Annotated in this window: 27 protein-coding genes and 1 pseudogene; 12 read left to right on the top strand and 16 right to left on the bottom strand. The window is 69.6% G+C overall.

Annotated features, from left to right (window positions below; genetic code table 11):
- Positions 1 to 55 precede the first annotated feature (55 nt).
- Complete coding sequence (locus tag ACIBQ1_RS59690) at positions 56 to 1,381, top strand: aspartyl protease family protein (protein ID WP_397292285.1); 1,326 nt, start codon at positions 56 to 58, stop codon at positions 1,379 to 1,381.
- 29 nt (positions 1,382 to 1,410) lie between these two features.
- Here ACIBQ1_RS59690 and ACIBQ1_RS59685 read toward each other — a convergent pair whose 3' ends face one another.
- From ACIBQ1_RS59685 to ACIBQ1_RS59660, 6 genes are all read right to left on the bottom strand, one after another.
- On the bottom strand, positions 1,411 to 1,731 hold the full coding sequence (locus ACIBQ1_RS59685) for a hypothetical protein (RefSeq protein WP_397292284.1): 321 nt from the start codon (positions 1,729 to 1,731) through the stop codon (positions 1,411 to 1,413).
- Between the two features lie 543 nt (positions 1,732 to 2,274).
- A complete protein-coding gene (locus ACIBQ1_RS59680; protein ID WP_397292283.1) occupies positions 2,275 to 2,841 on the bottom strand; it encodes a DUF4291 domain-containing protein in 567 nt (188 codons plus the stop codon).
- Entirely contained in the window at positions 2,801 to 3,235 is a 435-nt protein-coding gene (locus ACIBQ1_RS59675) for a transposase (protein ID WP_397292305.1), read from the bottom strand. Before ACIBQ1_RS59675 ends, ACIBQ1_RS59680 begins: the two co-directional genes overlap by 41 nt.
- A gap of 78 nt (positions 3,236 to 3,313) precedes the next feature.
- Entirely contained in the window at positions 3,314 to 3,697 is a 384-nt protein-coding gene (locus ACIBQ1_RS59670) for a hypothetical protein (RefSeq protein WP_397292281.1), read from the bottom strand.
- A 135-nt stretch (positions 3,698 to 3,832) separates the two neighbouring features.
- Positions 3,833 to 4,417, bottom strand: a complete 585-nt coding sequence (locus tag ACIBQ1_RS59665) for a hypothetical protein (protein ID WP_397292280.1) — start codon at positions 4,415 to 4,417, stop codon at positions 3,833 to 3,835.
- A 70-nt stretch (positions 4,418 to 4,487) separates the two neighbouring features.
- Positions 4,488 to 4,997 carry a hypothetical protein gene (locus ACIBQ1_RS59660; protein WP_397292279.1) on the bottom strand — a complete coding sequence of 170 codons (510 nt, stop codon included), beginning with the start codon at positions 4,995 to 4,997 and terminating at the stop codon, positions 4,488 to 4,490.
- Between the two features lie 170 nt (positions 4,998 to 5,167).
- Between ACIBQ1_RS59660 and ACIBQ1_RS59655 the strand changes: the two genes are divergently transcribed.
- A complete protein-coding gene (locus ACIBQ1_RS59655; protein WP_397292278.1) occupies positions 5,168 to 6,823 on the top strand; it encodes a helix-turn-helix domain-containing protein in 1,656 nt (551 codons plus the stop codon).
- 165 nt (positions 6,824 to 6,988) lie between these two features.
- On the opposite strand, the gene ACIBQ1_RS59650 is transcribed toward ACIBQ1_RS59655, so the two are convergent.
- Together ACIBQ1_RS59650 and ACIBQ1_RS59645 are read right to left on the bottom strand one after the other, a co-directional pair.
- Positions 6,989 to 8,428, bottom strand: coding sequence for a dihydrolipoyl dehydrogenase family protein (locus tag ACIBQ1_RS59650; RefSeq protein ID WP_397292276.1), 1,440 nt, complete (start codon positions 8,426 to 8,428; stop codon positions 6,989 to 6,991).
- A gap of 1 nt (position 8,429) precedes the next feature.
- Positions 8,430 to 8,990 carry a hypothetical protein gene (locus tag ACIBQ1_RS59645; RefSeq protein ID WP_397292275.1) on the bottom strand — a complete coding sequence of 187 codons (561 nt, stop codon included), beginning with the start codon at positions 8,988 to 8,990 and terminating at the stop codon, positions 8,430 to 8,432.
- A 191-nt stretch (positions 8,991 to 9,181) separates the two neighbouring features.
- On the opposite strand from ACIBQ1_RS59645, the gene ACIBQ1_RS59640 reads away from it, so the two are divergent.
- Both ACIBQ1_RS59640 and ACIBQ1_RS59635 read left to right on the top strand, forming a co-directional pair.
- Positions 9,182 to 9,790, top strand: a complete 609-nt coding sequence (locus ACIBQ1_RS59640; RefSeq protein WP_397292274.1) for a TetR/AcrR family transcriptional regulator — start codon at positions 9,182 to 9,184, stop codon at positions 9,788 to 9,790.
- 205 nt (positions 9,791 to 9,995) lie between these two features.
- The gene (locus ACIBQ1_RS59635; RefSeq protein ID WP_397292272.1) at positions 9,996 to 10,208 is read left to right on the top strand and encodes a hypothetical protein; all 213 of its coding nucleotides are present in this window, start codon (positions 9,996 to 9,998) and stop codon (positions 10,206 to 10,208) included.
- 133 nt (positions 10,209 to 10,341) lie between these two features.
- Here ACIBQ1_RS59635 and ACIBQ1_RS59630 read toward each other — a convergent pair whose 3' ends face one another.
- The gene (locus ACIBQ1_RS59630; protein ID WP_397292271.1) at positions 10,342 to 10,992 is read right to left on the bottom strand and encodes a DJ-1/PfpI family protein; all 651 of its coding nucleotides are present in this window, start codon (positions 10,990 to 10,992) and stop codon (positions 10,342 to 10,344) included.
- A 129-nt stretch (positions 10,993 to 11,121) separates the two neighbouring features.
- On the opposite strand from ACIBQ1_RS59630, the gene ACIBQ1_RS59625 reads away from it, so the two are divergent.
- Together ACIBQ1_RS59625 and ACIBQ1_RS59620 are read left to right on the top strand one after the other, a co-directional pair.
- Positions 11,122 to 11,706, top strand: a complete 585-nt coding sequence (locus tag ACIBQ1_RS59625; RefSeq protein ID WP_397292270.1) for a hypothetical protein — start codon at positions 11,122 to 11,124, stop codon at positions 11,704 to 11,706.
- 629 nt (positions 11,707 to 12,335) lie between these two features.
- Entirely contained in the window at positions 12,336 to 12,710 is a 375-nt protein-coding gene (locus ACIBQ1_RS59620) for a DUF4440 domain-containing protein (RefSeq protein WP_397292268.1), read from the top strand.
- A gap of 5 nt (positions 12,711 to 12,715) precedes the next feature.
- Here ACIBQ1_RS59620 and ACIBQ1_RS59615 read toward each other — a convergent pair whose 3' ends face one another.
- A complete protein-coding gene (locus ACIBQ1_RS59615; RefSeq protein WP_397292267.1) occupies positions 12,716 to 12,877 on the bottom strand; it encodes a hypothetical protein in 162 nt (53 codons plus the stop codon).
- Between the two features lie 144 nt (positions 12,878 to 13,021).
- Here ACIBQ1_RS59615 and ACIBQ1_RS59610 point away from each other — a divergent pair, with 144 nt between their 5' ends.
- Complete coding sequence (locus tag ACIBQ1_RS59610) at positions 13,022 to 13,168, top strand: hypothetical protein (protein ID WP_397292265.1); 147 nt, start codon at positions 13,022 to 13,024, stop codon at positions 13,166 to 13,168.
- A gap of 3 nt (positions 13,169 to 13,171) precedes the next feature.
- Positions 13,172 to 13,957, top strand: a complete 786-nt coding sequence (locus ACIBQ1_RS59605; protein WP_397292264.1) for a hypothetical protein — start codon at positions 13,172 to 13,174, stop codon at positions 13,955 to 13,957.
- A 183-nt stretch (positions 13,958 to 14,140) separates the two neighbouring features.
- On the opposite strand, the gene ACIBQ1_RS59600 is transcribed toward ACIBQ1_RS59605, so the two are convergent.
- Positions 14,141 to 14,599, bottom strand: coding sequence for a hypothetical protein (locus ACIBQ1_RS59600; RefSeq protein ID WP_397292263.1), 459 nt, complete (start codon positions 14,597 to 14,599; stop codon positions 14,141 to 14,143).
- A 170-nt stretch (positions 14,600 to 14,769) separates the two neighbouring features.
- Between ACIBQ1_RS59600 and ACIBQ1_RS59595 the strand changes: the two genes are divergently transcribed.
- Positions 14,770 to 17,934: a BTAD domain-containing putative transcriptional regulator gene (locus ACIBQ1_RS59595; RefSeq protein WP_397292262.1), complete on the top strand. Its 3,165-nt coding sequence runs from the start codon at positions 14,770 to 14,772 to the stop codon at positions 17,932 to 17,934.
- Here ACIBQ1_RS59595 and ACIBQ1_RS59590 read toward each other — a convergent pair.
- From ACIBQ1_RS59590 to ACIBQ1_RS59575, 4 genes and pseudogenes are all read right to left on the bottom strand, one after another.
- Positions 17,927 to 19,201 (bottom strand): serine hydrolase domain-containing protein, encoded by a 1,275-nt coding sequence (locus ACIBQ1_RS59590; RefSeq protein WP_397292260.1) that lies wholly within the window; start codon positions 19,199 to 19,201, stop codon positions 17,927 to 17,929. The two genes, ACIBQ1_RS59595 and ACIBQ1_RS59590, sit on opposite strands and share 8 nt — an antisense overlap.
- Positions 19,202 to 19,339: 138 nt before the next feature.
- Positions 19,340 to 19,723 (bottom strand): FAD-dependent monooxygenase, encoded by a 384-nt coding sequence (locus ACIBQ1_RS59585; RefSeq protein ID WP_397292259.1) that lies wholly within the window; start codon positions 19,721 to 19,723, stop codon positions 19,340 to 19,342.
- A 28-nt stretch (positions 19,724 to 19,751) separates the two neighbouring features.
- Positions 19,752 to 19,799, bottom strand: a pseudogene (locus ACIBQ1_RS59580) (hypothetical protein); the annotation flags it as partial.
- Between the two features lie 266 nt (positions 19,800 to 20,065).
- Complete coding sequence (locus tag ACIBQ1_RS59575) at positions 20,066 to 20,734, bottom strand: helix-turn-helix domain-containing protein (protein WP_397292257.1); 669 nt, start codon at positions 20,732 to 20,734, stop codon at positions 20,066 to 20,068.
- 164 nt (positions 20,735 to 20,898) lie between these two features.
- On the opposite strand from ACIBQ1_RS59575, the gene ACIBQ1_RS59570 reads away from it, so the two are divergent.
- From ACIBQ1_RS59570 to ACIBQ1_RS59560, 3 genes are read left to right on the top strand one after another with little or no spacing between them, the layout of a single operon-like run.
- Complete coding sequence (locus ACIBQ1_RS59570; protein ID WP_397292304.1) at positions 20,899 to 22,104, top strand: cytochrome P450; 1,206 nt, start codon at positions 20,899 to 20,901, stop codon at positions 22,102 to 22,104.
- A 5-nt stretch (positions 22,105 to 22,109) separates the two neighbouring features.
- A complete protein-coding gene (locus tag ACIBQ1_RS59565) occupies positions 22,110 to 23,054 on the top strand; it encodes an ATP-binding cassette domain-containing protein (protein ID WP_397292256.1) in 945 nt (314 codons plus the stop codon).
- Entirely contained in the window at positions 23,051 to 23,809 is a 759-nt protein-coding gene (locus tag ACIBQ1_RS59560) for an ABC transporter permease (RefSeq protein ID WP_397292254.1), read from the top strand. Before ACIBQ1_RS59565 ends, ACIBQ1_RS59560 begins: the two co-directional genes overlap by 4 nt.
- A gap of 508 nt (positions 23,810 to 24,317) precedes the next feature.
- Here ACIBQ1_RS59560 and ACIBQ1_RS59555 read toward each other — a convergent pair.
- The gene (locus ACIBQ1_RS59555) at positions 24,318 to 24,896 is read right to left on the bottom strand and encodes a dihydrofolate reductase family protein (RefSeq protein WP_397292252.1); all 579 of its coding nucleotides are present in this window, start codon (positions 24,894 to 24,896) and stop codon (positions 24,318 to 24,320) included.
- Positions 24,897 to 25,114: the final 218 nt, after the last annotated feature.

Genomic DNA, 25,114 nt, shown 5'->3' with positions numbered 1-25,114 from the left:
TGACCGTCCGCTGGGACAGAGCGTTACGACGAAGGTGATCGCGAAAGGAGAAGGCGTGGCTCATGACGGGAAATGGGACCGGCGTTCGCTGTTTCGGGGCGCCGCCGTGCTGGCCGGTGCCGGCGCGGCCGCGCCGCTGCCGGGCACGGCAGCCACGGCGGCGGCCGACAGCGGTGACGCCGACGCGCTGTTCAAGGCCGGGAAGTTCGAGCAGGCCGGCCGGGCATACGAGGAGATCCTGAAAAAGGACCCCGCGAACCAGCACGCGGCCCGCCAGCGCGGCTATGTCGGGTTACTGTCCAACCGGTTCCCCGACGCCGAGAAATACCTCAAGATGGCCCTCAACCTGGCGCCCGACGACAAGGAAACCAACGAGTTCCTGGGCGACTGCTACATCCGGCAGGACAAATTCGCCCTCTCCGCACCACACTGGCAAGCGGCCGGCGAGGAAGCCTACGCCAAGTGGTTCGCGGCGGTCAGCGGCGAGCCGTATCAGATCCACGGCGACATCGCGCGGGTGCCATTCCAGCAGATGGACCCGAAGCCGCTGGTGGAGGCCTCGGTCAACGGCGGACCGCCGAAGCGCTTCATGTTCTACACCGGCGCCCCGAATCTGAGCATGCGCGCGTCGGTGGCCAAGGAGGCCGGGCTGAGCCCCGCCGTCAGTCAGAAGACCGACTTCGAGGGCACCCCCATCTGGGTGCACTACGGGGTGCTGGACTCCGTCAAGCTGGGCGGCATCGAACTGCGCAACGTCCCCGTGGGCTGGTCGTCGACGGAGTCGGGCGAAGATGTCGGCACCGACGACGACGACGGCCTGATCGGCACGTGGGTGTTCTACCACCTGCTGACCACCTTCGATTACGCGGGCCGGTCGCTGATCCTGCGCCGCCGCACCCCCGAAACGGCCGGCAAGGCACGCGCCGACGCCGCCCGGGCGGGCGCCAAGCCTCTGCCGCTGTGGCTGGCCCGTGACCACGGGGTCCACAGCCTGGGCAGCATCGCCGGCATCGCCGACTCCGGCCCACGGGTGGTGGGCGTGACCATCGGCGGAATCGGCGAGGTCACCGCGGGCATGCCCGGGAAGACGGCCGAGCGGTTGCGGGTCCGCACCGACTACGACCGCCCGATCGAGACGTTTGCCCAAAGCCACCCGGCCGTCGTCCACCCCTGCTACCCGAAGGAGATCCGTCTCGGCAACGCCGTCGCCAAGGACGTCTACTGCTACATGAACCCAAACCAGCCGGTCAACGTGCCCTGGCCCTACGGGTCAGGGATCGACATGACAGGCCACTTCGCCCACTGCTTCTTCAAGCCCTACAACGTCACCCTCGACTTCACCGAGATGAACCTCTACATAGCCCGCGGCGCGGCCGCCTGATCACCGCGACCGCACGGGCGCCATAGGAGCTACCTGGAGCTGCCGGCTCCTCCGGGCGACGGGGTGATGGCGAACCAGACGCCCTCACCCCGTCCCTGGCGCCGCAGCAGCCATGCGCGGCCGGAGCCCAGGGAGTCGCGTGCCAGCTCAGAAGCGGTTTGGCGGCTCATCACGCGGCTCTTGACGGCACCCCCATACGCGCGGCGCCCCGGCCCGCCGATGAGCCCGACGAGCTGACCAGGGATCTGCTCGCGGGCGACCCGACGAGCAGGCAGCCCTCCTTGGGCGTCCCTGTCGATGAGCAGGACGCGGAGCCGGAAGGCCGCCAGGGCACGGCTCCTGAAGCTCACAGGGTGTGAGATCCGGCAGCACGAGCGTGGTCGGCTCGCCATATCGGGCTCGACGTCAGTCGGTCAGCGCCCAGCACCGGCCCGCCGGCGAGGTCATCCAAGGCGGGCCAGGGCCTGTCCTTCAGCCTTGCCGGGGTCAGGCGGCCCCGGTGCCGGGGGGAGTGAGGCGCACGCGTCGGGGGCGGCCCGCGCGGTCGGCGAGATCGTGACCGCCGAGCCGGGCAGGCGGACCGCGATCGAAGACGCAGGCGATGTTCTCCAGCGTGGCGGCCCTTACCGGACCACGCCCTGGTCAGGATTCACTCCAGTTCTGAACGAGGTCACCTCAGCTGTATCGACTTACCAATCGGCGTAATAGCCGCAATTGGCCACCGACATGGCAAGCCGGCCTGGCCCCTTCCAACGGCCATAAACGATTGCGTCTCCGCTGTCGCAGTGGGCCACGGCCCGGAACTCTCCCTGGCCGCCACTGCAACTCGCGATCGCTGCGAAAGGACTCGTAGTGCCTCAGGCGCGGGCAGCTTATCCCTCGCCAGTCGGCCGTCATCTGCCCGGGGAAAGGAGGCTATCCAGCGTCCGTGGCAGTGGATACACCCGCTCTGCGGGGAATAGGCGCTGGGCTTTGGTAGCGTGCCCGGTTTGTGTCAATACCGCGGCCTTGCGGACCTGAGGGGTGAGGTCGGTGAGGCTGACGATCCAGTCGTCGGTGAATGTGCGGATCAGATTGCGGCCGATGCCGACCTGGATGCTGTAGTGGTTGAGTGCCGCTCCGCGCAACGAGCGTTCCGGGTCCCACTGGACATGTACGGCTGCCTGGGTCACAACTGCCGGATCCGCGGTCGTGAGCACGGCCTGGGACAGAGCTTCCTCCCAGCCCTGCCGGGTTATCCGCACTGCGAGAACGCGCTCTTGACCGGGTTTGCGGGCCCAGTTGCTGCGATGCATGAGCCACAGGAATGAGGGCTTGATCCACGTCATCCTGTGGAATGAGAACGGCGCGACGAATCGGCCCGCTCGCAGTGCTCCGTCGGCTATGGCAGGCGCGTATGCCTGGTAGACCACGATCGTGTCAGCATCGTAGTCTGCGCGAATCTGGTACTGGGGTGCCATGCGTTGCACCTTGCCATGCGGTGCACTCGCATCGCGAAGCTTTTTCCCCTCCCTCGGCCGAAGCGAATGTGCTGGTCATAGCCACTCGTTGATGGCTGCTACGAGGACGGTCGCCTCGTAGCGGACCACGAGCTTGTCGTATCTGCCGGCCACGGCACGGTGCCTTTTGAGGCGGTGCCGTCCCGCTGCCCGCGCCGGAACAAGTCGCACACCCGACCCACGGCCCATACTCCTCAGGCATGTCCCGCCACGGGATGCCGGTGCGGACCCGGAACCGTATGCCGTCGATCAACTGCCGCCGAGGCCGTACCGGCGACCGACCGGAGTTCTTGTTCTTTGACAACAGCGGCCCCAGCACCGCCCACTGCTCGTCCGTCAGATCCCCACGCGCCACAAAGCGTGATCTTCCCACGGTCAAGATCCACTTTCGACACACGCCCACGCCGGCAAGCGAACCCGAGAATGCCCTTTGTCAGCAGGAAGGGGCAGGACCAAGCGATTCGATCCAGGACGCGAAGTCCGCGGACACGACGTCGAAGTCCGCAGGCTCCAGATCGCCCAGACCGGAGGAGAACACGGCGGAGTCCGGGTCATCGGCACGCACGAGGAATCCGCGGCCACCACTGTCATCGCCGACGAGGAGGAATCCTGGTGCATACCGCGCGACTTCGTAAGTGGCGTTGCGTTCACCGATGTCCCCTGCCGAGTACACCGCGACACCGGACTCTGGGTGAAGGCCGTCCCTCACGCTCCACAGTGCCACCAGCGGAGCTGGAAGGCTCATCGCCGTCTCGGCCCGCGCCCGCATCACATCGTCCGGCGTTGCCGCCGCCGGCCTCGAAACCGACCCCGCCACCCTGCACTCCTCCCAACAGACTCCGGCCGCCCTGACAAGCGACCGCACAGCCACTCCCACCAGGACCGCTCCCAAGCAAACCACTACAACCGGCCGACGGCGGCCCCTACATGATCACGATCTACGGCTGAAGTACTACGGAGAACGCACGCTGGACGCGTCCTCACCGTCACATGTGTCACTGCGGACCTTGATGGCGGCGAGCCGGGCAGACCACTCGCGTTCAGCGATGACGAGGCCGCCCTCCAGCGTCTCGACGAGCAACGTCCGGCTCACCGACACCACCGTTGGCTCACGCCGGGCCTCGGTGCCCCAGGCGGGACCGCCTCCATCGCGTACCCGGCAGGCGAGGTGCACCCGGTCCCCGTCAGGGAACGCGAACGCTGTCACCTCGTCGGCGGACTCCCCCCACTCCAGGAACACACACCGTGCGAGTGCCGCCTCGGCCCCAGGTGAGGCCCCGGTACTGGCGTCGTCGTACATCCAGCTCTCGGCAATGCGGAAGGACTCAGACGGCGAGGTGAACCCCACCGGCCGCGCAGTCGGCGTGCGAAAGCGGCTGAGCTCGTCCTTGAGCTTCTTGACCAGTAGCGGCGGATAGAACGCGTTGTCCCACGTGTTCACATGGAGCCCTCCGACGAAGACGTCGACGCACAGCAACCCCGGGTCCCGTTCGACGTGGCACTCCAAACCGAATCCGGTCCGCGACCCGAACAACATGGCGACCTCCTCAGCCCTGGCGCGACACCCATCACGGCCCAACCCTATTGATCCGCTTTCGATGCACGACCTAGCGCTGACACGCGGCGGAGACGATGACGACCGTATGTCCGTAGATCTTTCTCCATAGCTCCCGGGCACCGGCGCGCGTCGTGTCAACCCCCGCGGGGGTCCCCCACTTGACGGTGCAGTGATGGTCGATCATGAACGCGTCAGTGTCCTTGAAGTACGTCCTGGAGCTCTGCCCCGGCTGCAGCCACCGGAGGTGATACCTCGTCTTGCCGTCCGGCCATTTCCGCCACGGCCAGTTGGGATAGAGATGGTGTCCCTTGCATGGGTGAGCGCCCGGTTTCCAAGGCTCTTTTGGCGTGGAGCACCACGTATTCGAGATCAGGATGCGTTGGTTCGATCGGTTGACGACGATGCCGCAGGCCACTGTGCAGTCGAGGTCGGCCGTGGCGGCGAGCGCCGACGGAGCTGCGGTAGCGGGCACGGTCAGGAAGGTGCCGGCGACAACTGTCGCGCCGAGCACGCTCGTGACCCAGCGGCCTGCTGTTTCGGGCCGAACAGTGATGGTCATCCGCCTTCTCCTGTGTCGGTTGCGGGAGTCATTGGTAGTCACCGACCTTCGCCGCCCCTTATCACGGCGGCAAGGACGATGTGCTCATCTGGGACGAGTGGGCTGCCGAGTTGCCTCTGACCTGCGATTCCTGGACCGTCGTGGGACGGGTGTGGGATGATCGGCCCGGGATGTCAGCTCTTGCCGAACTTCTGCGGGCTCTGAAGGAGCGCAGCGGGCAGAGTTATGCCGATCTGTCCCGCAGGACCTACGTCAGCTCGTCGACCCTGCATCGTTACTGCACCGGCAAGGTGAGGATCCCCGACGCCGGGCTCGTCACGCGGATCGCCCGGGCATGCGGCGCCAACGAGCAGGAAGTCCGTGATGCCGTTCACGCGTGGGTCCTCGATGGTGAACATCCGCCCTCCACCGGGGGCGGTCTCGCCGTGCCTGCCGAAGCGGTGCTGGAGGAGACCGCCGCCGGCGTTGTGGTGGCGGCGGCGTCGCCACGGGTGGTGCTGCCGCGCCGAAGGCCGGTGGCCAGGGCGGCGGCCGGGGTGGTGGTCGCGGCGCTGGCCATCGTGCTGGGGACGGCCTCGTCGCAGGCGCAGCTCGGGACAGCACCCCTGCCGGCGCGGCCGCAGTCGGCGAGCGGCCCCAGCTGGGTGGTGGCGCCTGAGCCGGTGGAGCCGGTCAGATTCGGTGTGACGATGAACACGAACACCGGGGAGATGCCGGGTTTCCGGGTGGGAGCCGTCCGGTTCTGGGACAGCCAGACACGGTGGGCCAATCTGGAGCCCCGCCGGGGTGAGTATGACTGGACGGTGGCGGACCGGCTGGTGACCGCTGCCCGTCGCGCGGGACTGCCCGCCCTGTTCGTCATCGGCGGCACACCAGAGTGGGCCGCGCCCGACGCGCCGCGCATGGCCTACCCGGAGGGCGCCCGGGCGGCTCCACCGGATGACCTGGCCGACTGGGACCGGTTCGTACGCACGCTCGCCGGACGCTACCGGGGCCAGATCGAAGGCTACGAGCTGTGGCCGGTCGGCAACGACTCCCGGTTCTACGCCGGCGACGTGGCCGGCCTGGTCGAGATGACCCGCCGGGCGAGCCGCGCCATCAAGAAGGCCGACCCTGGGGCGATCGTGGTGTGTCCCGGTATGGGCCGGTTATGGAACAGCGAAGGGCGTGCCTTTCTGCGGCGGTTCGCGGCGGCGGGAGGATATGCGTACTGCGACGTCGCGAGCGTCAAGCTTCACCAGCGATCCGCCGCCGATCCGCCGGAGACCATGCTGGCGATCCTGGACATCGCCTACCGCACCCTGCACCAGGCGGGGGTGCATCCCCCGATCTGGAGCACGGGGACGACGCACGACATCGTCCTGCAGCGGCCGCTGGACGAAGAACGCGCGATCGACCACGCGGTCCGCTTCTACCTGACCGGTCTGTACGGCAGCGCCACCGGCGATCTGCGACGCACATACTTCTACGCCTGGGGCACCAAGAACCTGCCAGTCGTTCTGCAGGCCGAGGGCGGAGCACCCACCAGGGCCGCGCTGGCGGTGGAACAGCTGCAACGATGGCTCGCTCATGCCCGAGTACGGGCCTGCGGGCAAGGCGCCGCGATCCGCCTGCCGGCCAACGTCTGGCAGTGCGAATTCACCATCCCCGACGCCACCGGCCGACACCGAGCCGCCGTCCTGCGCTGGACCCACGCCGGCACCGCGTCAACGCCGGCCCCACCGGGCACCACCCAGGTCCACGAGCTGGACGGAACCGCCACGCCGGTCGCTCCGGGCGACTTTCTCGACATCGACACCCGGCCTGTCCTCGTGACCGGTCAGTAGCCGGCCCGGATCCGGCGCACATCCTGCTGCCCGGGGTCAGGGATGGACCGGGCCCTCGATCAGCTCAAGGCCGAGGTCTATCCCCGGGTCGAAGAAGACGTCGCACGCCTGTCGCCCCTTTCGTCCGCTGAGCAGCCGCGGCAGGAACAGCACGCGGCCCGGCGGTCAGCGGCCGTACGCCTCCAGCAGCCGCAGCCACACCTCGCTGACCGTGGGGAACGACGGAACCGCGTGCCACAGCCGGTCCAGCGGAACCTCGCCGACGACCGCGATCGTCGCGGCGTGCAGCAGTTCTGCGACGTCCGGTCCGGCGAGCGTGAAGCCGACGATCACTTTCCGGTCCTCGTCGACGACCATGCGGGCGCGCCCCCGGTATCCGTCGGCGTGCAGGGCGGATCCGGCGACAGCGCCCAGGTCATAGTCGACGACGCGGATCCGTACCCCGGCGGCCTCTGCCGCGGCCGCGGTCAGCCCCACCGATGCGATCTCCGGTTCGGTGAAGACCACCTGGGGCACCGCGCGCTCGTCGGCCGTGGCGACGTGCCGGCCCCAGCGGCCGTCCTCGACCGCTTCGCCCTTCGTACGTGCCACGATGACGTCGCCGACCGCGCGGCCCTGGTACTTGCCCTGGTGGGTCAGCAGCACTCGCCGGTTGACGTCACCGGCGGCGTACAGCCATCCGTCACCGATCGGCGCCCCGTCCTCCCCGACCACGCGCAGCGTGTCGTCCACCGTGAGCCAGGCGCCCGGCGTCAGGCCGACGACGCCGAGACCGATGTCGTGGGTGTTCGGTATCCGGCCGATCGCCACCAGAACCTCGTCGGCCTCGACCTGCTCGCCGTCGGTCATCGTGATGTGCACCGTTCCGGCCTCGTCGCGGTGCACCGATGCGGCCTCCGCGCCGAGGCGTACCGACACACCAGCCTCCCGCAACGACTCGGTGACCCGCTCACCGGCGAACGGCTCGGCCAGCGGCAGCACGCCGTCACGGGCCAGCATCGTCACCGATGACCCCAAGGCGGCGAAGGCGGTAGCCATCTCCGACGCCACCACGCCACCACCGATGATCGCGAGCCGGCCGGGGACCGTACTCGCGGCGGCCGCCTCCCGGCTGGTCCACGGCGCGGCCTCGCGCAAACCGGGAACGTCCGGCAGCAGCGCGCCGCTTCCGGTCGCGATGACCACCGCATGCCGGGCCGTCAACGTGACCGGGACGCCGTCGTCGCCGGTCACCTCGACCACGTTCGCGGACACGATCCGGCCCTGACCACGGTGCAGGGCGATCCCGGCCGAATCGAGCCAGCCGACCTGACCATCATCCTTCCATCGCGAGGCGAAGGAATCCCGGCGGCCCAGCACCGCGGCCGCGTCGAGACCGCCGGTCACGGCCTCGCGCGCTCCCGGCACCTGACGCGCCGCCCGCAACGCCGCCGCGCTGCGCAGCAACGCCTTGGTCGGCATGCAGGCCCAGTAGGAGCATTCCCCACCGACGAGCTCGCGCTCGACGATGGCGGCACCGAGCCCGCCCTGCACCACCCGGTCGGCGACGTTCTCCCCGACCGGGCCGGCCCCGATGACGACGACGTCGTAAGTGTTGCTGTCCATGTCAGTTTCCCTTCGCGGCGCGGCCGAGACGGAAGGCCGAGATGAGAAAGAAGATGCCGCCGGGGATGGCGTAGCCGGCCGCGTTGGTCAGCGTCGGGCTGCCTGCGGAGGCGCCGACGATGAACGACGCACCGGCGAGTACGGAGATGCCGCCACTGATGATCATCGGCCACTGGCCGCCCATCCTGCGGCGGGTGACGCCCACGATCAGCTGGACCAGCCCGGCCACGACCGCCCATGCGCCCCACACGCACAGCACCGCCGGGATACCGGACGCGCAGGCGATGGCCACGCCGATGGCGGTGATCAGGCTGACCGCGATGTTCACGTACAGCAGGGCAGGCGATCCGGTGGTGCGCGACGCGCGGGCGTCGATGATGGCGGCGGCCACGTCGAACAGCGGATAGAGCACGAGCAGAGTGACCGCGAGCGGACCCAGGTTCGAGGCGGTCGTGAACATCGCGAGGGCCCAGACGATGGCGAACGCGAACCGGACGAAGTACAGCCGCCGCAGCGCGGACGCGGTCCCGGAAATACCGGGTGAAGCAGCGATGGTGCTCATGATGATCCTTTCGGGTGGATGAGTGACGAGGAGAGCGTCCCGCGGTCGACCTTCTCGATCAGGTGGGCGACCGGTGAATACGACGAGCCGCTGCCGGCCTCTTGCTAGACCGAACGTTCTGTCTCGGCACAGCATGGCAACCTGCGTCGCGGACTGTCAAGACCGAACGTTCTACCCACTAGGATGGTGGCATGCCCAACCAATCCGAAGGCCGGCCGTCCGAAGCGCGGTCCCGGCTGCTCAACACGGCCACCCGGCTCTTCTACGCGGAGGGCATCCACGCCGTCGGCATCGATCGCATCGTCGCCGAAGCGCAGGTGACGCGGGCCACCCTCTACCGGCACTTCCCCGGCAAGGAAGACCTCGTCCTCGCCTACCTGAACGAGGTCGACCGGGCCATGCGCGGTCAGGCGGACGAGGCCGTCGCCGCCGGACTACCGGCCGCCGACACCATCCGGGCCCTCAGCACGTCCATCGCCCAAAGCATCCAGTCCCCCGGCTTCCGGGGATGCGCCTTCCTCAACGCCGCCGCCGAGTATCCCGACCCCGAGTCCCCGGTGCACAAGGCCGTGCTCGCCCACCGCCAGTGGTTCCTGGAAACCGTCACGGAACTGCTGGCCAAGATCCAGCAGACCGGCGCCGAACCCGCCGCCCGCCACTTCGTGATGATGCGCGACGGCGCCATGGCGGCCGGCTGCCTGTTCGACCCGGCGCTGATCTGCGAGACCTTCCTGCGCGGAGTCGAGAGGCTCCTCCAGGTTTATGCCGCCACCGACTACAGCGAACCAGCGAACGCCTGAAGCCGCAGGCCTCCGCTCTGGAAGGAAGCGGTCGAGCCCTGCCGGCGGTTGCCGGCCGGTTCCCACGGCGCGGCGGCGGCATTTTTGCTCACAGGCGTTCTGGCTGACCTGGCATGACGGTCAGCCGCGGAAGCACGCTCCGGACTACTTCGCGCACCTGAAACGGTCCTCCCATTCGGCTGGCCGGCCGAGGTACAGATCGGTGATGGAGTCGCAGAACTGCCGTAAGCCGGTCTGGTGGCTGAGCGGCGTGGCATGGCTGACGTTCTTGATCGCGTGCCTCGGCGAAGAACGCGTCCGGCGCGCACCACACCCATGGGCCCGCGCCGGTGAAGCTTCGGAAGCGCCGTACGAGACGCTCGCGGGGCTCGATCGTCCCGAAACCGAGGTCGCGGTCCTTCTCCTGTTCGTGCCTTGAGCCGGTCCCACTGGCCGCCCAGCGCCGGGATCGCCAGCCTATGCGGGCTGGTGCTCGACCGTTTTCTCACCGGCTGTGGTCGGCTCGGCGACGTTCCCGCCTGGGCCGGCCGACGTGCGTGCTTCGTACCTGCTCAGGCGGCCACCACGGGGGCGCCGGTGGCGCTCCACACCGTGCCCCGACGCTCGTGCCGGATCAGCTCGCCGACTGCGTGGGCCACGCGCGGCCCGATTTCGCGCTCGACCAGATACAGTGCCAGGTCGATGCCGGACGTTACGTTGCCAGAGCTGAGCAGGTTGCCGTCGTCGACCATCCGGGCCTCGACCGGAACTGCCTTCGTCCCCGCGAGGTCGTGGCCGCGTTCGTGGGTCACCAGCGGACGTCCGTCGGCCAGACCCGCATGAGCGAGCAGGATCGAGCCCCCGCAGACGGTCGCGACGGTCGCGTCCGGCCCGGCCAGGGCCTCGCGCAACCGGTTCGGCAGCTCGCTGCGTCCTGCCTGCGCGAGCAGCCAACCGATGCCGCCCTCGAGGGCGGGATCCAGCGACAGGCCTCCGACCGCACCAGGAACCACGATCACGCTCTTCTTCCCCGGGTCCAGCGCGGCTGTGGCGGTGAGCGTGATCGACGCGAACCCGCTGGGCACCTCCCGCGCCCCTTCGGCGGTGACGAACTCGGTGGTCACCTGCCCGCCGGAGAACATGCCGGCCGAGTGGAAGACCTCGAAGGGGCCGAGGACGTCGAGGGGGTCGAATCCGTCGTAGAGCGCGATCTGCACGTGCATGGCACAACTCCTCACCTTTACCGGAAAACACGGTGTCCTAAAGGGACGGAAAACTGAAAGCGGTCAGTCCAGCATCCGTCGGAGGGCCTCGGCGCTCGCGGACACGGCTTCACCGAAGCGGGGACCCAGATGTACGAACGGCAGGAAACCGTGCGGCAGGTCGGCTTCGCGCACCGCCTCAACCGGCACATCCTCGCGGTCCGGGAATGGTGCCGCGCCCACGGCGTGAAGCCGCAGGTGCCGTCCGGGACGCTGTCGGGCATCGTCGGCCTGGCCGCCACCGACGCGACCACCACCATGCTGGTCAATGTCCTGGTCTCGGTCGGGCAGTTCCAGCGCGACCTGCACAACGAGCCCACCCGCGGCGGGCTCGCGGCGGCCTGGGCGCAGGGCGCCCGCTCTGGACGCCTCCCCCGCCTCGCCCAGCTCGGCGTCGTCAAGCAGGTGCGGCAGGCCTTCCGCGACGGCGCGAGCATCGCGGTCCTCGCCCGCGAGCATGACGTGAGCCGGGTCTCGATCCGTACCGCCGTCGCCGACCTGCTGCCCGACCGCCCCGCGTCGGCCAGCTCACGCGCGCGGATCGCTGCTCCGGATGAGCTGCTGCTCCTTCTCGGCCAGCAGTTGGGCGTACTCCCGGGACCCGGGTCGAGCACGGCCGGCTCGGCGTCGCCCGCCGCCGCGTCGGCTTCGAGCCGCGCGAGCCGGGCCCGGTGATCATCTACGCGTTCCCTGGTCACCACGTTCCGCACGGCTCGCCGAGCTTGCGCAGCGACCGCCGGCGCCAGCAGCACGTTCACCGCAGATGGCATGGCGCGGAAACGCCGTCGTACGGCACCAACGACGTCGCCACCGGCACGATCACCTTCAAGGAACGCGAAAAGGTCTCCACTGGATGGGCCACTCCGCCCGCGACGGCTGGGAGGCTGGCACAAAGCTGTCCTACGGCCTGGTCAGCAGAGTGCAGAGCACGTACACGGCCGCCGACAGCCCCCACGGACCGGCTCGCGGAACTCTGGGCGAGCCGGCTGGCAGGACTCTGCATGTCGACACCCGCTACAGCCGATGGGGCAGCAAGGTGTCGATCAAGGCACCCGACCCTCGCGAGACGACCACCGAGGAGATCTGCAGACTGCGCCTTCCAAGGCTCGACGCGGTTCGCTGACCGCACCCGTGCCAAGCACGCCAGAATCCACGAACTGAGGGCGGTCGGGCACAGCCCGCGCTCCATCGCCCGCCAACTCGGCATGAGCGACCGCACCGTGATCCGATCCCCGGACGGTGCTGATCGCTTCGGGCTGGATATTCGCTGTGCCTGGGATGACGCGCGTTCGTAGGATCCGTGCATGACGGACGAGAATGAGCGGGCAGTGCAAGCGGCCATCGATGGTGAGTTGCGGCTTCTCGATCCTGAGGTGCGTGCTTCTCCGGCCCTTGTTCGGGAACTTCTGGATCCGGAGTTCACCGAGATCGGAGCCTCTGGACGCTGGTGGGACGCGGAGTCGATTCTCACGGTGATGGCGGGATCGGTGGCTCCGGAGTCGCCGGTCAAGGTCAGCAAGATGTCTGGGGTCGTGCTGGCTCGGGGAGTTGTTCACCTGACGTACTTTGCTGACAATCAGGGGCGCCGGGCGTGGCGGAGCTCTCTGTGGCGCCTGACGGAGACTGGCTGGCGCGTCTACTTTCATCAGGGCACTTTGGCTGGTCGCTTCGAGCAGTGATGCCCTCAGGCCAGGAGTCCCAGGGTTTCGGACGTTTCCCAGGCAGCCGAGTGCCGCTCAGGGCCGGTTTCCTGGTGCGCGAACTGGTTGATCAGGTCGGCGAGGACTTGCCGGTCCTGCTCGGGGAGGTCCCGCAGGAGGGCGATCACCGGCTCGAGCAACTGCATCGTGGCCTCGGGTGTGACGGCGTCGTCGTCGCCGAGGCCCAGCCTGATGACGATCTCGGTGAAGGGCTTTGGCGAGGGTGCCTTCGAGCGTGGTCACGATGGGGCTCCTGGCGGGCCGCACCGCTCTGTGGCCTGGTGCTGCTGGTGCCCGCACTGTTCCAGCCCGCCGCCTGGCTCCTGTCCAACGCGCCGCACAACTGCTCCAGCCCCCTGGAACTGTTCGACTGGCCGTACCTGATCGCGGGGGTGCTGGCATTGGCCTCCCGCGCTCGCCTGCCTGGACGGACCTAGCCGATGTTCCGCCTCCTGGCCATCCTGGCCGCCGCCACGCCGAGCCTCCTGCTCTTCCTGCATCCCGGCACCTTCTGCGGCTGGGCTCCGGCCACGTGGCCCGAGCCGACCCCGCTGCGCGCGGCGATCTGGGACGCCGCCTTGTGGACCGTCCCGGTGTTGCCGGCCGTGCTGGCGTTGCTCGCCATCTGGGCGCCACGACGGTTTCCGGTGCTCGGCGCGATCGCCGCGGCGGTGTCGCTGGCGATCAACGCGCCCACGCTCGTCATCCCCTACACGAACCCGTGCGGCCCGCAGCTTTCCCCCTGGATGTCACTCTCATGTCAGGCGGCCGTGGTCGTCGCCCTCCTGCCGGCGCGCGGGGAACGGCGGGCGCCCATGCCCCGGCCGCGGGCGGTCTGCTGGACGGGCATCGTCCTCATCCCATTCGCCAGGACCGCGCTGGCGGCGCTCATCTCCACCTGCTCCGGTGGCCTCCCCGGCTGCTTCGCACAGCTCGAGGGTCCGTGGGCGGAGGTCTCCGACCACCTGTCCAGAGCCGTGGGCGCGGGCATCTTGATCAGCATGGCCGCGATCGGCGCGGTGCTCGGGGGAGGCGTGGTGGGGCCGGTCCTCGCGGTCGTGCTGCTCTTCTCCGCGTTCTTCGAAGTGATCGCCCAGCTTGCGACCTCTGCGCCGCACGACTGTTCCGTCCTGGGGCTGGTCGGCTGGCCTCAGCTCGTCGCCGCGGGGCTGGCCCTGGCCATCACCGTTCGGTGGCCTCGCGTATCCGTTCGCGCAAGTTCGTGATGATCCCCGCGAGCCGCATCGCTTGTGCTGGATCCGGCTGCAGCATCGGGCATCTCAGGCAGGCCCAACCGCACTGATCTTGATGGCACCCTCAAGGCCAGGAGACAGGGCCGGCATCAGAGCGTGGCAGTCGCGGATCGGCTCAAGCGGGAGTTCTGGCGTGTCGCGGGTGGGTTTGGATGTTCAGACTGCGTCAACCAGGTGGTGTGAGGGCCCATAGCCGATCTTCCAGCTCGCGCAATAGCCGATGAGCCCGTCGGCCGTGCATCGGACCGCGATGCTGACCCAGCGGATGTCCGAGGTCGGGGCCTCGTCATAGAAGGTGAAGCCGACTGCGGTCTCGAATTCGTCCGAGCCGCAGGTGCACTCGACGAAGTACGTGGCTTCGGCGTCTTCTTCTGTCGTCGGCCAGTATTCTTCGCTGTCCAGCATGTAGACGGCCTGATCGCAGCTGATGCAGGTGCGCCGCACACATGTGGACGATTCATCCGTTTCGAGAATGAAGACCTGGCCTGTGCAGCGGCCGCAGCGTGCCGCCACCACCTGGTGTGCCAGGTACTCGTGCGGATCTGCACCGAAGTAGGCGACCAGATCTTCGAGGTTGTCTCCTGCCCATTGTTCATCGAGCTTCTTGAGTGCCACGGAAGTAAGGTAGCGGGCGGTTTCGGACATTGTGTAGGAGGGAAGCAGCGGATCGAGGGGCTTGGCGGGCAGTTCGCCGAGGTGCGGGCCCGGGCCGTGCAGGGCGTTCCCCGGGGAGGCTCGAACCTTGGTTGCCAGATGTCGCCTCGCTATCTGACAAAGTGCTGGCCATGGCAGATGCGAGTGGACAGGTGCGCGTCGGCGTCCTCGGTCCCCTGACGCTGGACAGCGCCGCCGGCCCGACGCGGGTCGGAGGCGCGCGGCTGCGGGCGTTGCTGGCCCGGCTGGTGCTGGACGCCGGGCGTGCCGTACGGCCGGCGACCCTGGTCGAGGCGTTGTGGGGCGAGGTGGCGCCGGACGACCACTTACACGCGCTGCAATCGCTGGTCTCCCGGTTGCGGCGCGTCCTGGGCGACGCCGAACTGCTCGCATCGGGCCCGGCCGGGTACCGGTTGGCCGTCGAGCCGGACGCGGTCGACGCCGTCCGGTTCGAGCGGCTGGTCCGCGCGGGCCGGCACTCGTACGCGCAGTCCCGGCCCGCCGAGGCGGCCGCCACCTTGCGCGAGGCGCTGAGCCTGTGGCGCGGCCCTGCCCTGGCAGACGTGCGCGAAGCGCCGTTCGCCGCCGCCGAGGCCGAACGGCTGGAGCGGGCCCGGCTGGCCGCCCTGGAAGACCGGGTCGAAGCCGATCTCGCGCTGGGCGCCGACCTCGACCTGGTCGCCGAGCTCGAGTCGCTGGCCGCTGTGCACCCGTTGCGGGAACGGCTGCACGCCCAGCTGATCCGGGCCCTGGCGCTGAACGGCCGCGGCGCCGAGGCGCTGGCCGCCTACCAGCGGATCCGCGGCCTGCTGGCGGACAGGTTCGGCAGCGATCCCGGTCCGCAGCTCCAGGAGGCCCACCTGGCGGTGTTGCGCGGTGAACTCCCCCGGCCCCGCCGATCGCACGGCAACCTGGACGTCCCGCTCACCAGCTTCGTGGGCCGCGACGACGACGTACGCCGCGTCATGGACCTGCTCGGTCGAGCCCGGCTGGTCACCCTGGTCGGTCCCGGAGGATCGGGCAAAACCCGGCTGGCCAACACCGTCGGCCGGCGGCTCACTCCGTCCGGCGGAGTATGGTTCGTCCCGCTGGCCCCGGTCGGGGCGGACGACGTGCCCCGCGTGGTGCTCGACCGGTTGCGGGCGCGCGAGGAGGGTGTGCGGCCGCGGCCCGTCACCCCGGACGAGGTCCTGGACCACCTGGCCGAGACCCTCGCGGACGACGACCTGGTACTGGTGCTGGACAACTGCGAGCACGTGATCGAGGCCGCCGCGACGCTCGCCGGGGCCCTGCTCGGCCGGTGCCCGAGGCTGCGGGTGCTGGCCACCAGCCGGGAAGCCCTGCGGATCGACGGCGAGACCCTGCACCCGGTGCTCCCGCTGGAGCTGCCCGAACCGGGGGCGACGGATGAGCGGGCCCGCGCCTGCGCGGCGGTCCGGCTGTTCCATGACCGGGCCGCCGCGGTGCGGCCGGGCTTCACCCCGGAAGGCGGCACGCTGACGGCGGTGGTGGAGATCTGCCGCCGGCTGGACGGCCTGCCGCTGGCGATCGAGCTGGCCGCCGCGCGGTTGCGCGCCCTGCCGGTCGAGGCGGTCGCGGCACGGCTGGACGACCGCTTCCGGCTGCTCACCGGCGGCAGCCGTACGGCATTGCCGCGGCACCGGACCCTGAGCGCCGCGGTGGCCTGGAGCTGGGACCTGCTCGACACCGACGAGCGATCATTGCTGGAACGGCTGGCGGTCGTGCCCGGCGGTTTCACCGAGGACGCGGCGGAGGCGATCGGCGGGTTGGGCGACGTCCGGGAGCTGCTGACGGCGTTGGTCGACAAGTCCCTGTTGCACTCGGTGGAGCCCGCCGACCCGGTCGAGCCGCGCTACCGCGCGCTGGAGACCATCCGGGAGTACGGCCTCGCGCGACTGGCCCGGCGTGACGAGGCCGACGTCGTACGCGAGCGGCACGCCAGGTTCTTCCTTCAGCTGGCCGAGACCGCCGACCCGTACCTGCGCACGTCGGACCAACTGCGCTGGCTGGCCCGCTTGTCCGCGGAACGGGACAACCTGTCGGCCGCGATCCGCTGGGCGGTCGAGTCCGGCGACGCCGGCCTGGCGGCCCGGTTCGGCGTCGCGCTGTGCTGGTACTGGTTCCTGAGGGACCATCCGCCGGAGTCGCTGGACCTGCTCGGCCGGGTGCTCCAGGTCCCCGGCCCGGCCGAGCCGCAGGCACGCGCGCTGGTGGTCGTCGCGCACGCGCTCGCCACCACCGAGACCATCAGCCGGCCGGACGAGGCGGAAGCGACCTTCGACCAGATCAGGAAGGCGCTGGAGTGTGTCGCCCCCGGCACCCACCCCATTCTGGAGATGGCCCGGTTGGCGCTCGCCGTGAGCTCAGGACACGATGGAGCCGTACCGGCCGAGTGGACGGATCCGTGGAGCCGGTCGCTGGCTCTGATGGTTCGCGGCGTGCTGGTCATGAACACCGGGCACGCCGCCGAGGCGACGCACCTGCTGTCGCGCGCGCTGACCGGCTTCGAGGAACTCGGCGAGCGGTGGGGCCTGGCGATCACGCTGAGCACCCTGAATTCGGCGTTGCAGCGGTCCGGCGCGCCGGCCGGGGCGCCCGCGCTGGCCGAGCGGGCCACCCGGTACTTCCAGGAACTCGGCATGCCCGAGCACACGATGGAGAGCGAGGTGGCGGCCGCGCTGCACCGGGCGGAGGCCGGCGACGTGGACGGCGGGCGGCGGCAACTGACGGCCCTGCTCGACCAGGTCGAGCGGGCCGGTTCGGCGGAGTCGCGAGCTCAGGTGTGCCTGGGCCTGGCACGACTGGAGTGGCGGGCCCGGCGGCCGGGGCCGGCCGGCGAACACGCCCGGGCCGGCCTGGCCGAGGCGCCGTCCGGCCGGTCGACCCCCCACCTGACCGCGTTGCTGCTGGGCGTGCTCGCCCAGGTGGACGTCGCGGAGGGTGTCCCGGACGAGGCGGTACGCCGGCTCGATCACCCGGCGGTGCACATGACGCTGACCTGGCACACGCCGGTCGCGGCCGCGATCGCGGTCGTGGCCGCCGCGATCGAGCTCTGCCACGACCGGCCCGAGCGGGCGGGGCGGCTGCTCGGGGCCGCCACCGTGCTGCGGGGCCGGGACGATCTCGGCGACCTCGACGTGCGAACGATCACGGAGCGGGCCACGGCTGCCCTGGGCGCCACGGGGTTCGCCGCCGAGCACGCCGCGGGTGCGGCGATGTCGCGGGGCGAGGCCGAAGACCTGGTCTCCGCGATCATCACCGCACCGGTCAGCTAGGGGGAGCCGCGGCCGGCACGGGCTTGCCGAACATCGTGCAGGTCACGGCCATCTGGAGCTCATGGGCGGCCTTGGCGATCTTCGGGTCGGCCTCGAACTCGGCCCAGAACTCCGTCGAGATGAGGACGGCCGCCGAGCGGGTGCCGGCGCGGTCGGTGATGCCGGTGGTGAGGTAGCCGGGGATGCCGCCGTCGTGACCCCAGAACGTGCCGCACGGATGGGCACCGGTCTGGATGCCCAGCCCGTAGCCGGGTCCGTCCGGCTGCCGCGGGTCCACCGGCACAGTGGTGCGCATTTGTGCCAGTTGGGCGGCGGGCAGCAGCTTGCCGGACATCAACGCGGTGGAGAACCGGGACCAGTCCCGCGTGGTGGACACCACCGCCCCGGCCGCCCCGCCCCACCCGGGGTCATTGCCGGAGACGTTCACGTGTCCGTGGTGGCGCGCCCCGGCGAAGTTCCTGAACGCGGCCGGCACCGCCGGCGGCATGTGGGCTGCATCCCGTTCGTAGCCGTGGGCATGGGGGCCACGCCAGGTGGCGTCGGTGGCGAAGTAGGTGTGTTCGAGGTTGAGCGGCCGGGCGATCCGATCCCGGACCAGATCGGCCAGGCTGTCCCCGGTGACCCGCTCCAGGACGGCGCCGATCGCGGCGTAGTTGGTGTTGCTGTACGACCATTTCGTACCCGGCGCGAACAGCGGATCGTGCTTCACCCCCACGGCGAGCAGCTTCGCCGAGGTCCACCGCCGCCGGTCCTTGCCGAGGATGGACGGCACGAGCGCGGCGTCCTCGGCGTAGTCGAACAGCCCGCTGGTGTGGTTCAGCAGCATGCGCAACGTGATCGCCCCGCCGTTGGGCACCTTGCCCGGCAGCCACTTCTCCACCGGGTCGGTCAGGGCGAGTTTGCCCTCGGCGACCAGTTGCAGCACGAGCGTGGCCGTCATGGTCTTGGTGTTGGACCCCATCCGGAACGCGTCCTCGGACTTGAGCACGTGGTCCCGTCTGGTCCAGGTGGCCTGCTCGGCGATCTCGACCGGCCGGCCGCGGCCGTCGTCGACCCGTACGATCACGCCGGGCGTCCCGGCGGTCACCAGCTTCCGCGCCAACTGCCGTATCTGAGCCTCGGCGCCGCCGGGGGTGTACGGCGTGGCCGCCGCGGCGGCCGGCGACACCGCGGCCACGGCCAGGCTCACGGCCAGCGCCGAAGCTGTGACCAGACGCAGCCGGCGTGGCCGCACCGCACGATCCGGCGAAAGTGCACGTTGGGACATTGGCCCGTTCCTTTGGGTGATAGGTGACGCGGACGGCCCCACCCTCCAGCCCGCCGCTCACAAACCACACACAGCACGCTGGCAGCGCACTTCGCGGGCATGTGGCGCAACATCGCCGCCGACGGCTGCTGCCTTGTCTCAGCGATTGTGGTCGATGTGCTCCCGGGCGAGTAGCTGAGCAAGGACCTGGTGTAGCTCGTGTTCCGGCTGGTGTCCCAGAACATCGGCGCGCCAGCCCACGAACCCGTCCGGCCGCACCAGGCTCATGCCGGTGCTCGTGATGCCGTACCTGTCCAGGAACCGGTCGTCGGGATCCTGAAGCCCGACGCCGATGGGGTGAATGTCCAGCTTGACGCCCAGTGATGCCGCCGCCGTCCTGGCCGCCGAGACCCATTCGCCACCATCTGGGGCGACCAGGGCGACGAACGCGCCGTTGAGGACGGCGGCGAGTTTCCAGGCCAGGTTGTGCGCGTCCGCGATGCCGGTGCTGGCGCCGTAGGACCCGGTCGGGGGGGAAGACATGTGCCGCGTCGCCGACGAAGAACACCCGGCCGGCACGGTATTGGCGGGCCACCGCCGCGCCGAGCGTGACGTCCATCGGCTTCGGGCTCCAGCCGGCGACGGGGGCACCAGCGGCGCGGTGAGCGTGGTCGAGGCAACGTACTTGGGGGGCCTCGTTCAAGGCCACGCCGATGGGATGTGCGCGCAGCTGGTCGATTGATCCCCAGGAGCCGGCGAACAACTTGTAGGTGCGCCGACCGAACAGGAACGCCAGTAGCGGCGGGGACGTCCCGTCGCAGGCCGGCGGACGGTCAGCCCGCATTCGGGAACCTCGCACGGGAGTTCCGTCACCCTGCGGTCTGATCATGGCGGGAGGTCGCGCCAGCGTTCGGCCGACGCCAGAACGTCCAGGCTGATCCTCTCCAGGAACGCCCCGCCCCAGGCCAGGCGGCGTCCCATGGGCGTGTCGAGCCCGAGCGTCTCCCCCGCCGCCTTCGCGATCTCAGCCGCCGCGAGCGTCTGCCGCGAGCTGATCACCGTCGAGTGGTACCAGGCGTCGTCGTCGACCACGTAGATGTCGCGCCGCCGCCGCGGATCACGTTCGCGCCTGATCAGCCCCTGCTGGGTCAGGTAGCCCACCGCCGTGGAGATCGAGGCGGGACTGACTTTCAGCCCGCGCGACAGCTCGGCCGCAGTGAGCCTGCCGTCCTCGCTCAGCCACAGGCCGATGAGCACGCGCGCCATCATCTTCGGCAGGCCCATCCCGATCGCCATCTCGACGGCTCCCTCTTCCACCTCGAAGACCTTGCGGTCCCGGGGTTCGGCCTCGGGCGAACGTGCCGGGGTGCCACGCCGCGCCCGCCGCGCTGCCGCCTGGTGCGCCCGCTCCGGGCGGTAGTCACTGGGGCCGCCGTTGCGGCCGACCTCACGGCTGATCGTCGAGGTCGGCCGGTCCAGCCGCCTGGCGATCTCGGCGTAGGAGCGGCCTTCGGCGAGGCCGGTCGCGATGCGCCGGCGGTCCTGCTGGGTCAACCTTCCTTCTGACATCAGACCATTATTGCGTTCGGCATCACACAATGCAATGTTTCATTGCATTCATCTTCACCGTCAACGCATCAGTTTATCGGCTTTGAACTGCATTTATATGCATCGATTGATTGACAGAATTTCTGAAAGCAACGTAGCTTTCAATCGTGATGAACACGTACTATCGCGATGAGCCAGTCGCTCCGTCCCTCGACCGCGCACCCGCCTGTCCCTTCGATCCCGCCCCTTCGCTCACCGCCCTGCGCGCAGAGCAGCCGATCGCCCGCGTGGCCGCGCCCGAGAGCGCCCCCGGCGTCTGGATGATCACCGGATACGACCTGGTCCGCCAGATCCTCGCCGACCCGCGGTTCAGCTCCCGCTACGAAACCCAGTACCACCCGTCGATGGGCGGGCAGCTGCCGCCCGCCCCCGTCGGCGACCTCACCGGCATGGACGCGCCCGAGCACACCCGCATCCGCAAGCTGCTGACCGGCAAGTTCACCGTCCGCAGGATGAACCTGCTCACCGAGCGGGTCACCGAGATCACCCGCGAACGGCTCGACGCGATGGAGCGGCAGGGGCCGCCCGCCGACCTCGTCGAGGTCTTCGCCCAGCCCATCCCCGCCCTGATGATCTGCGAGCTGCTCGGCGTGCCGTACGAGGACCGCGACCAGTTCCAGAGCTCCACCCGGGCCCTGCCGGACGCCGGGACCCCTGAGGCGCAGTACGCCGCCTTCGTCGAGCTCGGCACCTACCTGCGGGAGCTCGCGCTCGCCAAGCGGGCCGAGCCGACCGACGATCTGCTCAGCGACCTGGCCACCGGCGGCGACCTGACCGACGAGGAGCTCGGCGGCGTGGCCGCCTTCCTTCTCGGTGCCGGCCTCGACACCACCGCCAACATGCTCGCGCTCGGCACCTTCGCCCTGCTGAGCAACCCGGCCCAGCTCACCGCCCTGCGCGGCGACCCCGGCCTGGCCGTCGGCGCCGTGGAGGAGCTCCTGCGTTACCTGTCCGTCGCCGCCACCGGTATGCGCGGCGTGCTGGAGGACGTGGAGCTCGGCGGCAGGCAGCTCAAGGCGGGCGACACGGTCATCATCGCGATCAACGCCGCCAACAGGGACCCGGCCAGGTTCTCCGACCCCGACGTGCTCGATCTGCGCCGCTCTGCCGCCGGGCATCTGGCCTTCGGCCACGGCGTCCACCAGTGCCTCGGTCAGCAGCTCGCCCGCATCGAGATGCGTGTCGCGTTTCCCGCGCTGCTCACCCGCTTCCCGACGCTGCGGCTCGCCGTACCGGCCGAAGAGCTGTCGCTGCGCACCGACCCCTCGCAGGTGTACGGCGTGCACAGCCTGCCCGTCACCTGGGATCGGGGGTGAACGCGATGCGAACCTTCATCTCGGTGACGGGGCTGCGTAAGTCCTACGGCACCCACCACGTCCTGGACGGCATCGACCTCACCATCCCGCAGGGCACCGTCTTCTCGCTGCTCGGCCCCAACGGCGCGGGCAAGACCACCACGGTGCAGATCCTGTCCACCCTGATCAAGGCCGACGCGGGCGAGATCCGGGTCGCCGGGCACGACCTGGCCAAGGAACCCGACGAGGTGCGTGCCGCGATCGGCGTCACCGGCCAGTTCTCCGCGGTCGACAGCTTCCTCACCGGCGAGGAGAACCTGCGACTCATGGCCGACCTGCTCCACCTCGGCCGCGCCAACGGCCGCAGGCGCGTCCGCGAACTGCTGGAGCGCTTCGACCTCACCGACGCCGCGCGCAAGCCCGCGGTCACCTACTCGGGCGGCATGCGCCGCCGGCTCGACCTCGCCATGACCATGGTCGGCACGCCCAAGCTCATCTTCCTCGACGAACCGACCACGGGCCTGGACCCGCGCAGCCGCCGCACCATGTGGCAGATCGTCAGGGACCTCGTCCAGCAGGACGGCGTGACCATCTTCCTGACCACCCAATACCTGGAGGAGGCCGACGAACTCGCCGACCGCATCGCGCTGCTCAGCCAGGGCCGGCTGGTGGCCGAAGGCACCCCTGAGGAGCTCAAGCGAATGGTCCCCGGCGGCCACATCGTCGTACGCTTCGCCGACCCCGACGGGTACCGCAGGGCGGCCGGCCACGTCGGCGCCACCTCCGGCAACGACGCGGCGCTCACCGTCCAGATCCCCGACTCCGGCGGAGTCAGGACACTGAGGAAGCTCCTGGAATGGCTGGACACGCATGCCATCGACGTCGCCGAGCTGTCGATGCACACCCCCGACCTGGACGACGTCTTCCTCACCCTGACCCAGGAGCCCTCGACCAAGGAGCCCTCCCGATGAGAGCGATCACCGACTCGGCGACGATGCTGCGGCGCCAGGTCAAACACATCTGGCGCTACCCCACGCTGATCCTCACGTTCGCGTCCGTGCCCGTGGTGTTCCTGCTGCTGTTCGTCTACGTCTTCGGCGGCACCATGGGCGCGGGCATCGGCGCCGACCGCGCCGCCTACGTCGGTTACCTCACCCCCGGCATCATGATCACGACGATCGCCGGGGCCGCGCAGGGGACCGCGATCTCGGTGGCGACCGACATGACCGAGGGCATCATCGCCAGGTTCAAGACCATGGCCATCGCCCGCGTCTCGGTGCTCACCGGGCACGTACTCGGGGCGATGGTGCAGACGTTCCTCGCGATTGCCATGGTGACCGTGGTGGCGTTGCTGATCGGGTTCCGCCCATCCGCCTCGGTGCTGGACTGGCTCGGTGTGGTCGGTGTGCTGGCCATGTTCACCTTCGCGATCACCTGGCTGTCGGTCGCGCTCGCCATGGTCACCAAGAACGTGGCCACGGCCAGCAACCTGCCGATGCCGCTGATGCTGCTGCCGTTCCTCGGCAGCGGCTTCGTCCCGACCGAGTCGATGCCGGCCGGTTTGCGCTGGTTCGCCGAGCACCAGCCGGCCACCCCTGTCATCGAGACGCTGCGCGCGCTGCTGGCCGGGCGTCCGGCCGGGTCCAGCTTCCTGGAGGCGGCTGTGTGGAGCGCGGGCATCGCCCTGGTCAGTTATCTGTGGGCACGCAGGCTCTACAACCGGTGAGGCTCACTGGATTCGGTCCAGGATCGGGCAGGTCACCGTAGGCCGCCTCCTGCCCGGCGCGTGCGCACACGCGGGTCAGGTCGGCGGGGCGCTCACGCAGGACCTTCCAGAAGAATCATCAGGTCACGGTCCCGGCCGTTGACCGTCTCCAGCCGGGCCGGCTGCTTCGCCGGCCGCACGGACAGTGACCCGGCGAACGGTTCCACTCCCGGTAGCCGAACCGCATGCTCCCTGCGGAGGCGCAAGCGGCTGCAACCGGCTCCCAGTCCACGATCAGCCCAACCGCATCCGCGCCCACGGCCGAGATTGTAGGCGTGGTACATCGCGCTCGCCGTATGACCCTCCGCTCGGTTTGCCTGGCGCGAGGTTCGAGAACGGCCGGTTCGTCGAACGACCCGACGAACCGGGAGGCGATCAGCAAGCCGCGTGACCAGGGCGGCCATGGGAGCGGTCGGCATGTCGGTCAGCGGGAACTCCCGGTCAGGTTCGGCTGCGTGCATGGATGGACTCAGACATGCAGAGTGGGCCGGTAGATGAGCTCTTGGATGTGGCCGTCGAGCGTCCGGCGCTCGATCAGCTCGAGGTCGAAGTCGGCCGCACCCTGGAAGATCGGGTCCAGCCCGGTCTGACCGGTGATCACGGGGAAGAGCGTCACCTGGACGAGGTCGACCAGACCGGCGGCCATCAGCGCCCGGTTCATCGACAGGCTGCCGTGCGAGCGCAACGGCACCTCGGACTCCTCCTTGAGCCGAGCGACGACGTCGACGGCGTCGCCGCTCACGACGTTGGCATCCGGCCAGTCGAGGGGTCCTTCCAGCGTGGTCGACACCACCGTTGCCGGCAGGCTCCTCATCCGGGTGACCCATGGGTCACGCACGTCGGACTCCTCGGTGCTCGAGGCCAGCATCCGCGCGAACGCCCGATACGTGTTGGCCCCGAAGACCATCCGCTGCTCCTCGCCGTACAGGGCGAGGCGGTGGTCGAGGAGCTCGGGGCCTTGCTTGCCCCAGTAGCCAGTCCAGTTGCCGCCGGCGGCGCCGAAGCCGTCGAGGCTGGAAAAGACGTCGAATGTGTAGGTAGCGGGCATGATGCTCTCCTTGAGCGCGGTTGATCGCGTGTCGGAGATACAGACCGCCAACCGCGGCGAAACTCATCGCCCTTGGACACCTGGAGTCCGGCCGCCCGATGGACGAGCCGTCGTCCGGGCGAACGCTAGGCCCGTTTTCCGCAGGTGCGTGATCTTCAGCGTAGGTCTCGTGGATCGATGTCGAGAAGGTCCAGGAGATGGAGTTGGAGATCGGTGGG

This window comes from Nonomuraea sp. NPDC050153, assembly GCF_044460125.1.
Lineage (GTDB): Bacteria > Actinomycetota > Actinomycetes > Streptosporangiales > Streptosporangiaceae > Nonomuraea.
Note: the sequence above shows the minus strand (reverse complement) of the source record. Positions and strands in the feature narration are given on the sequence as shown.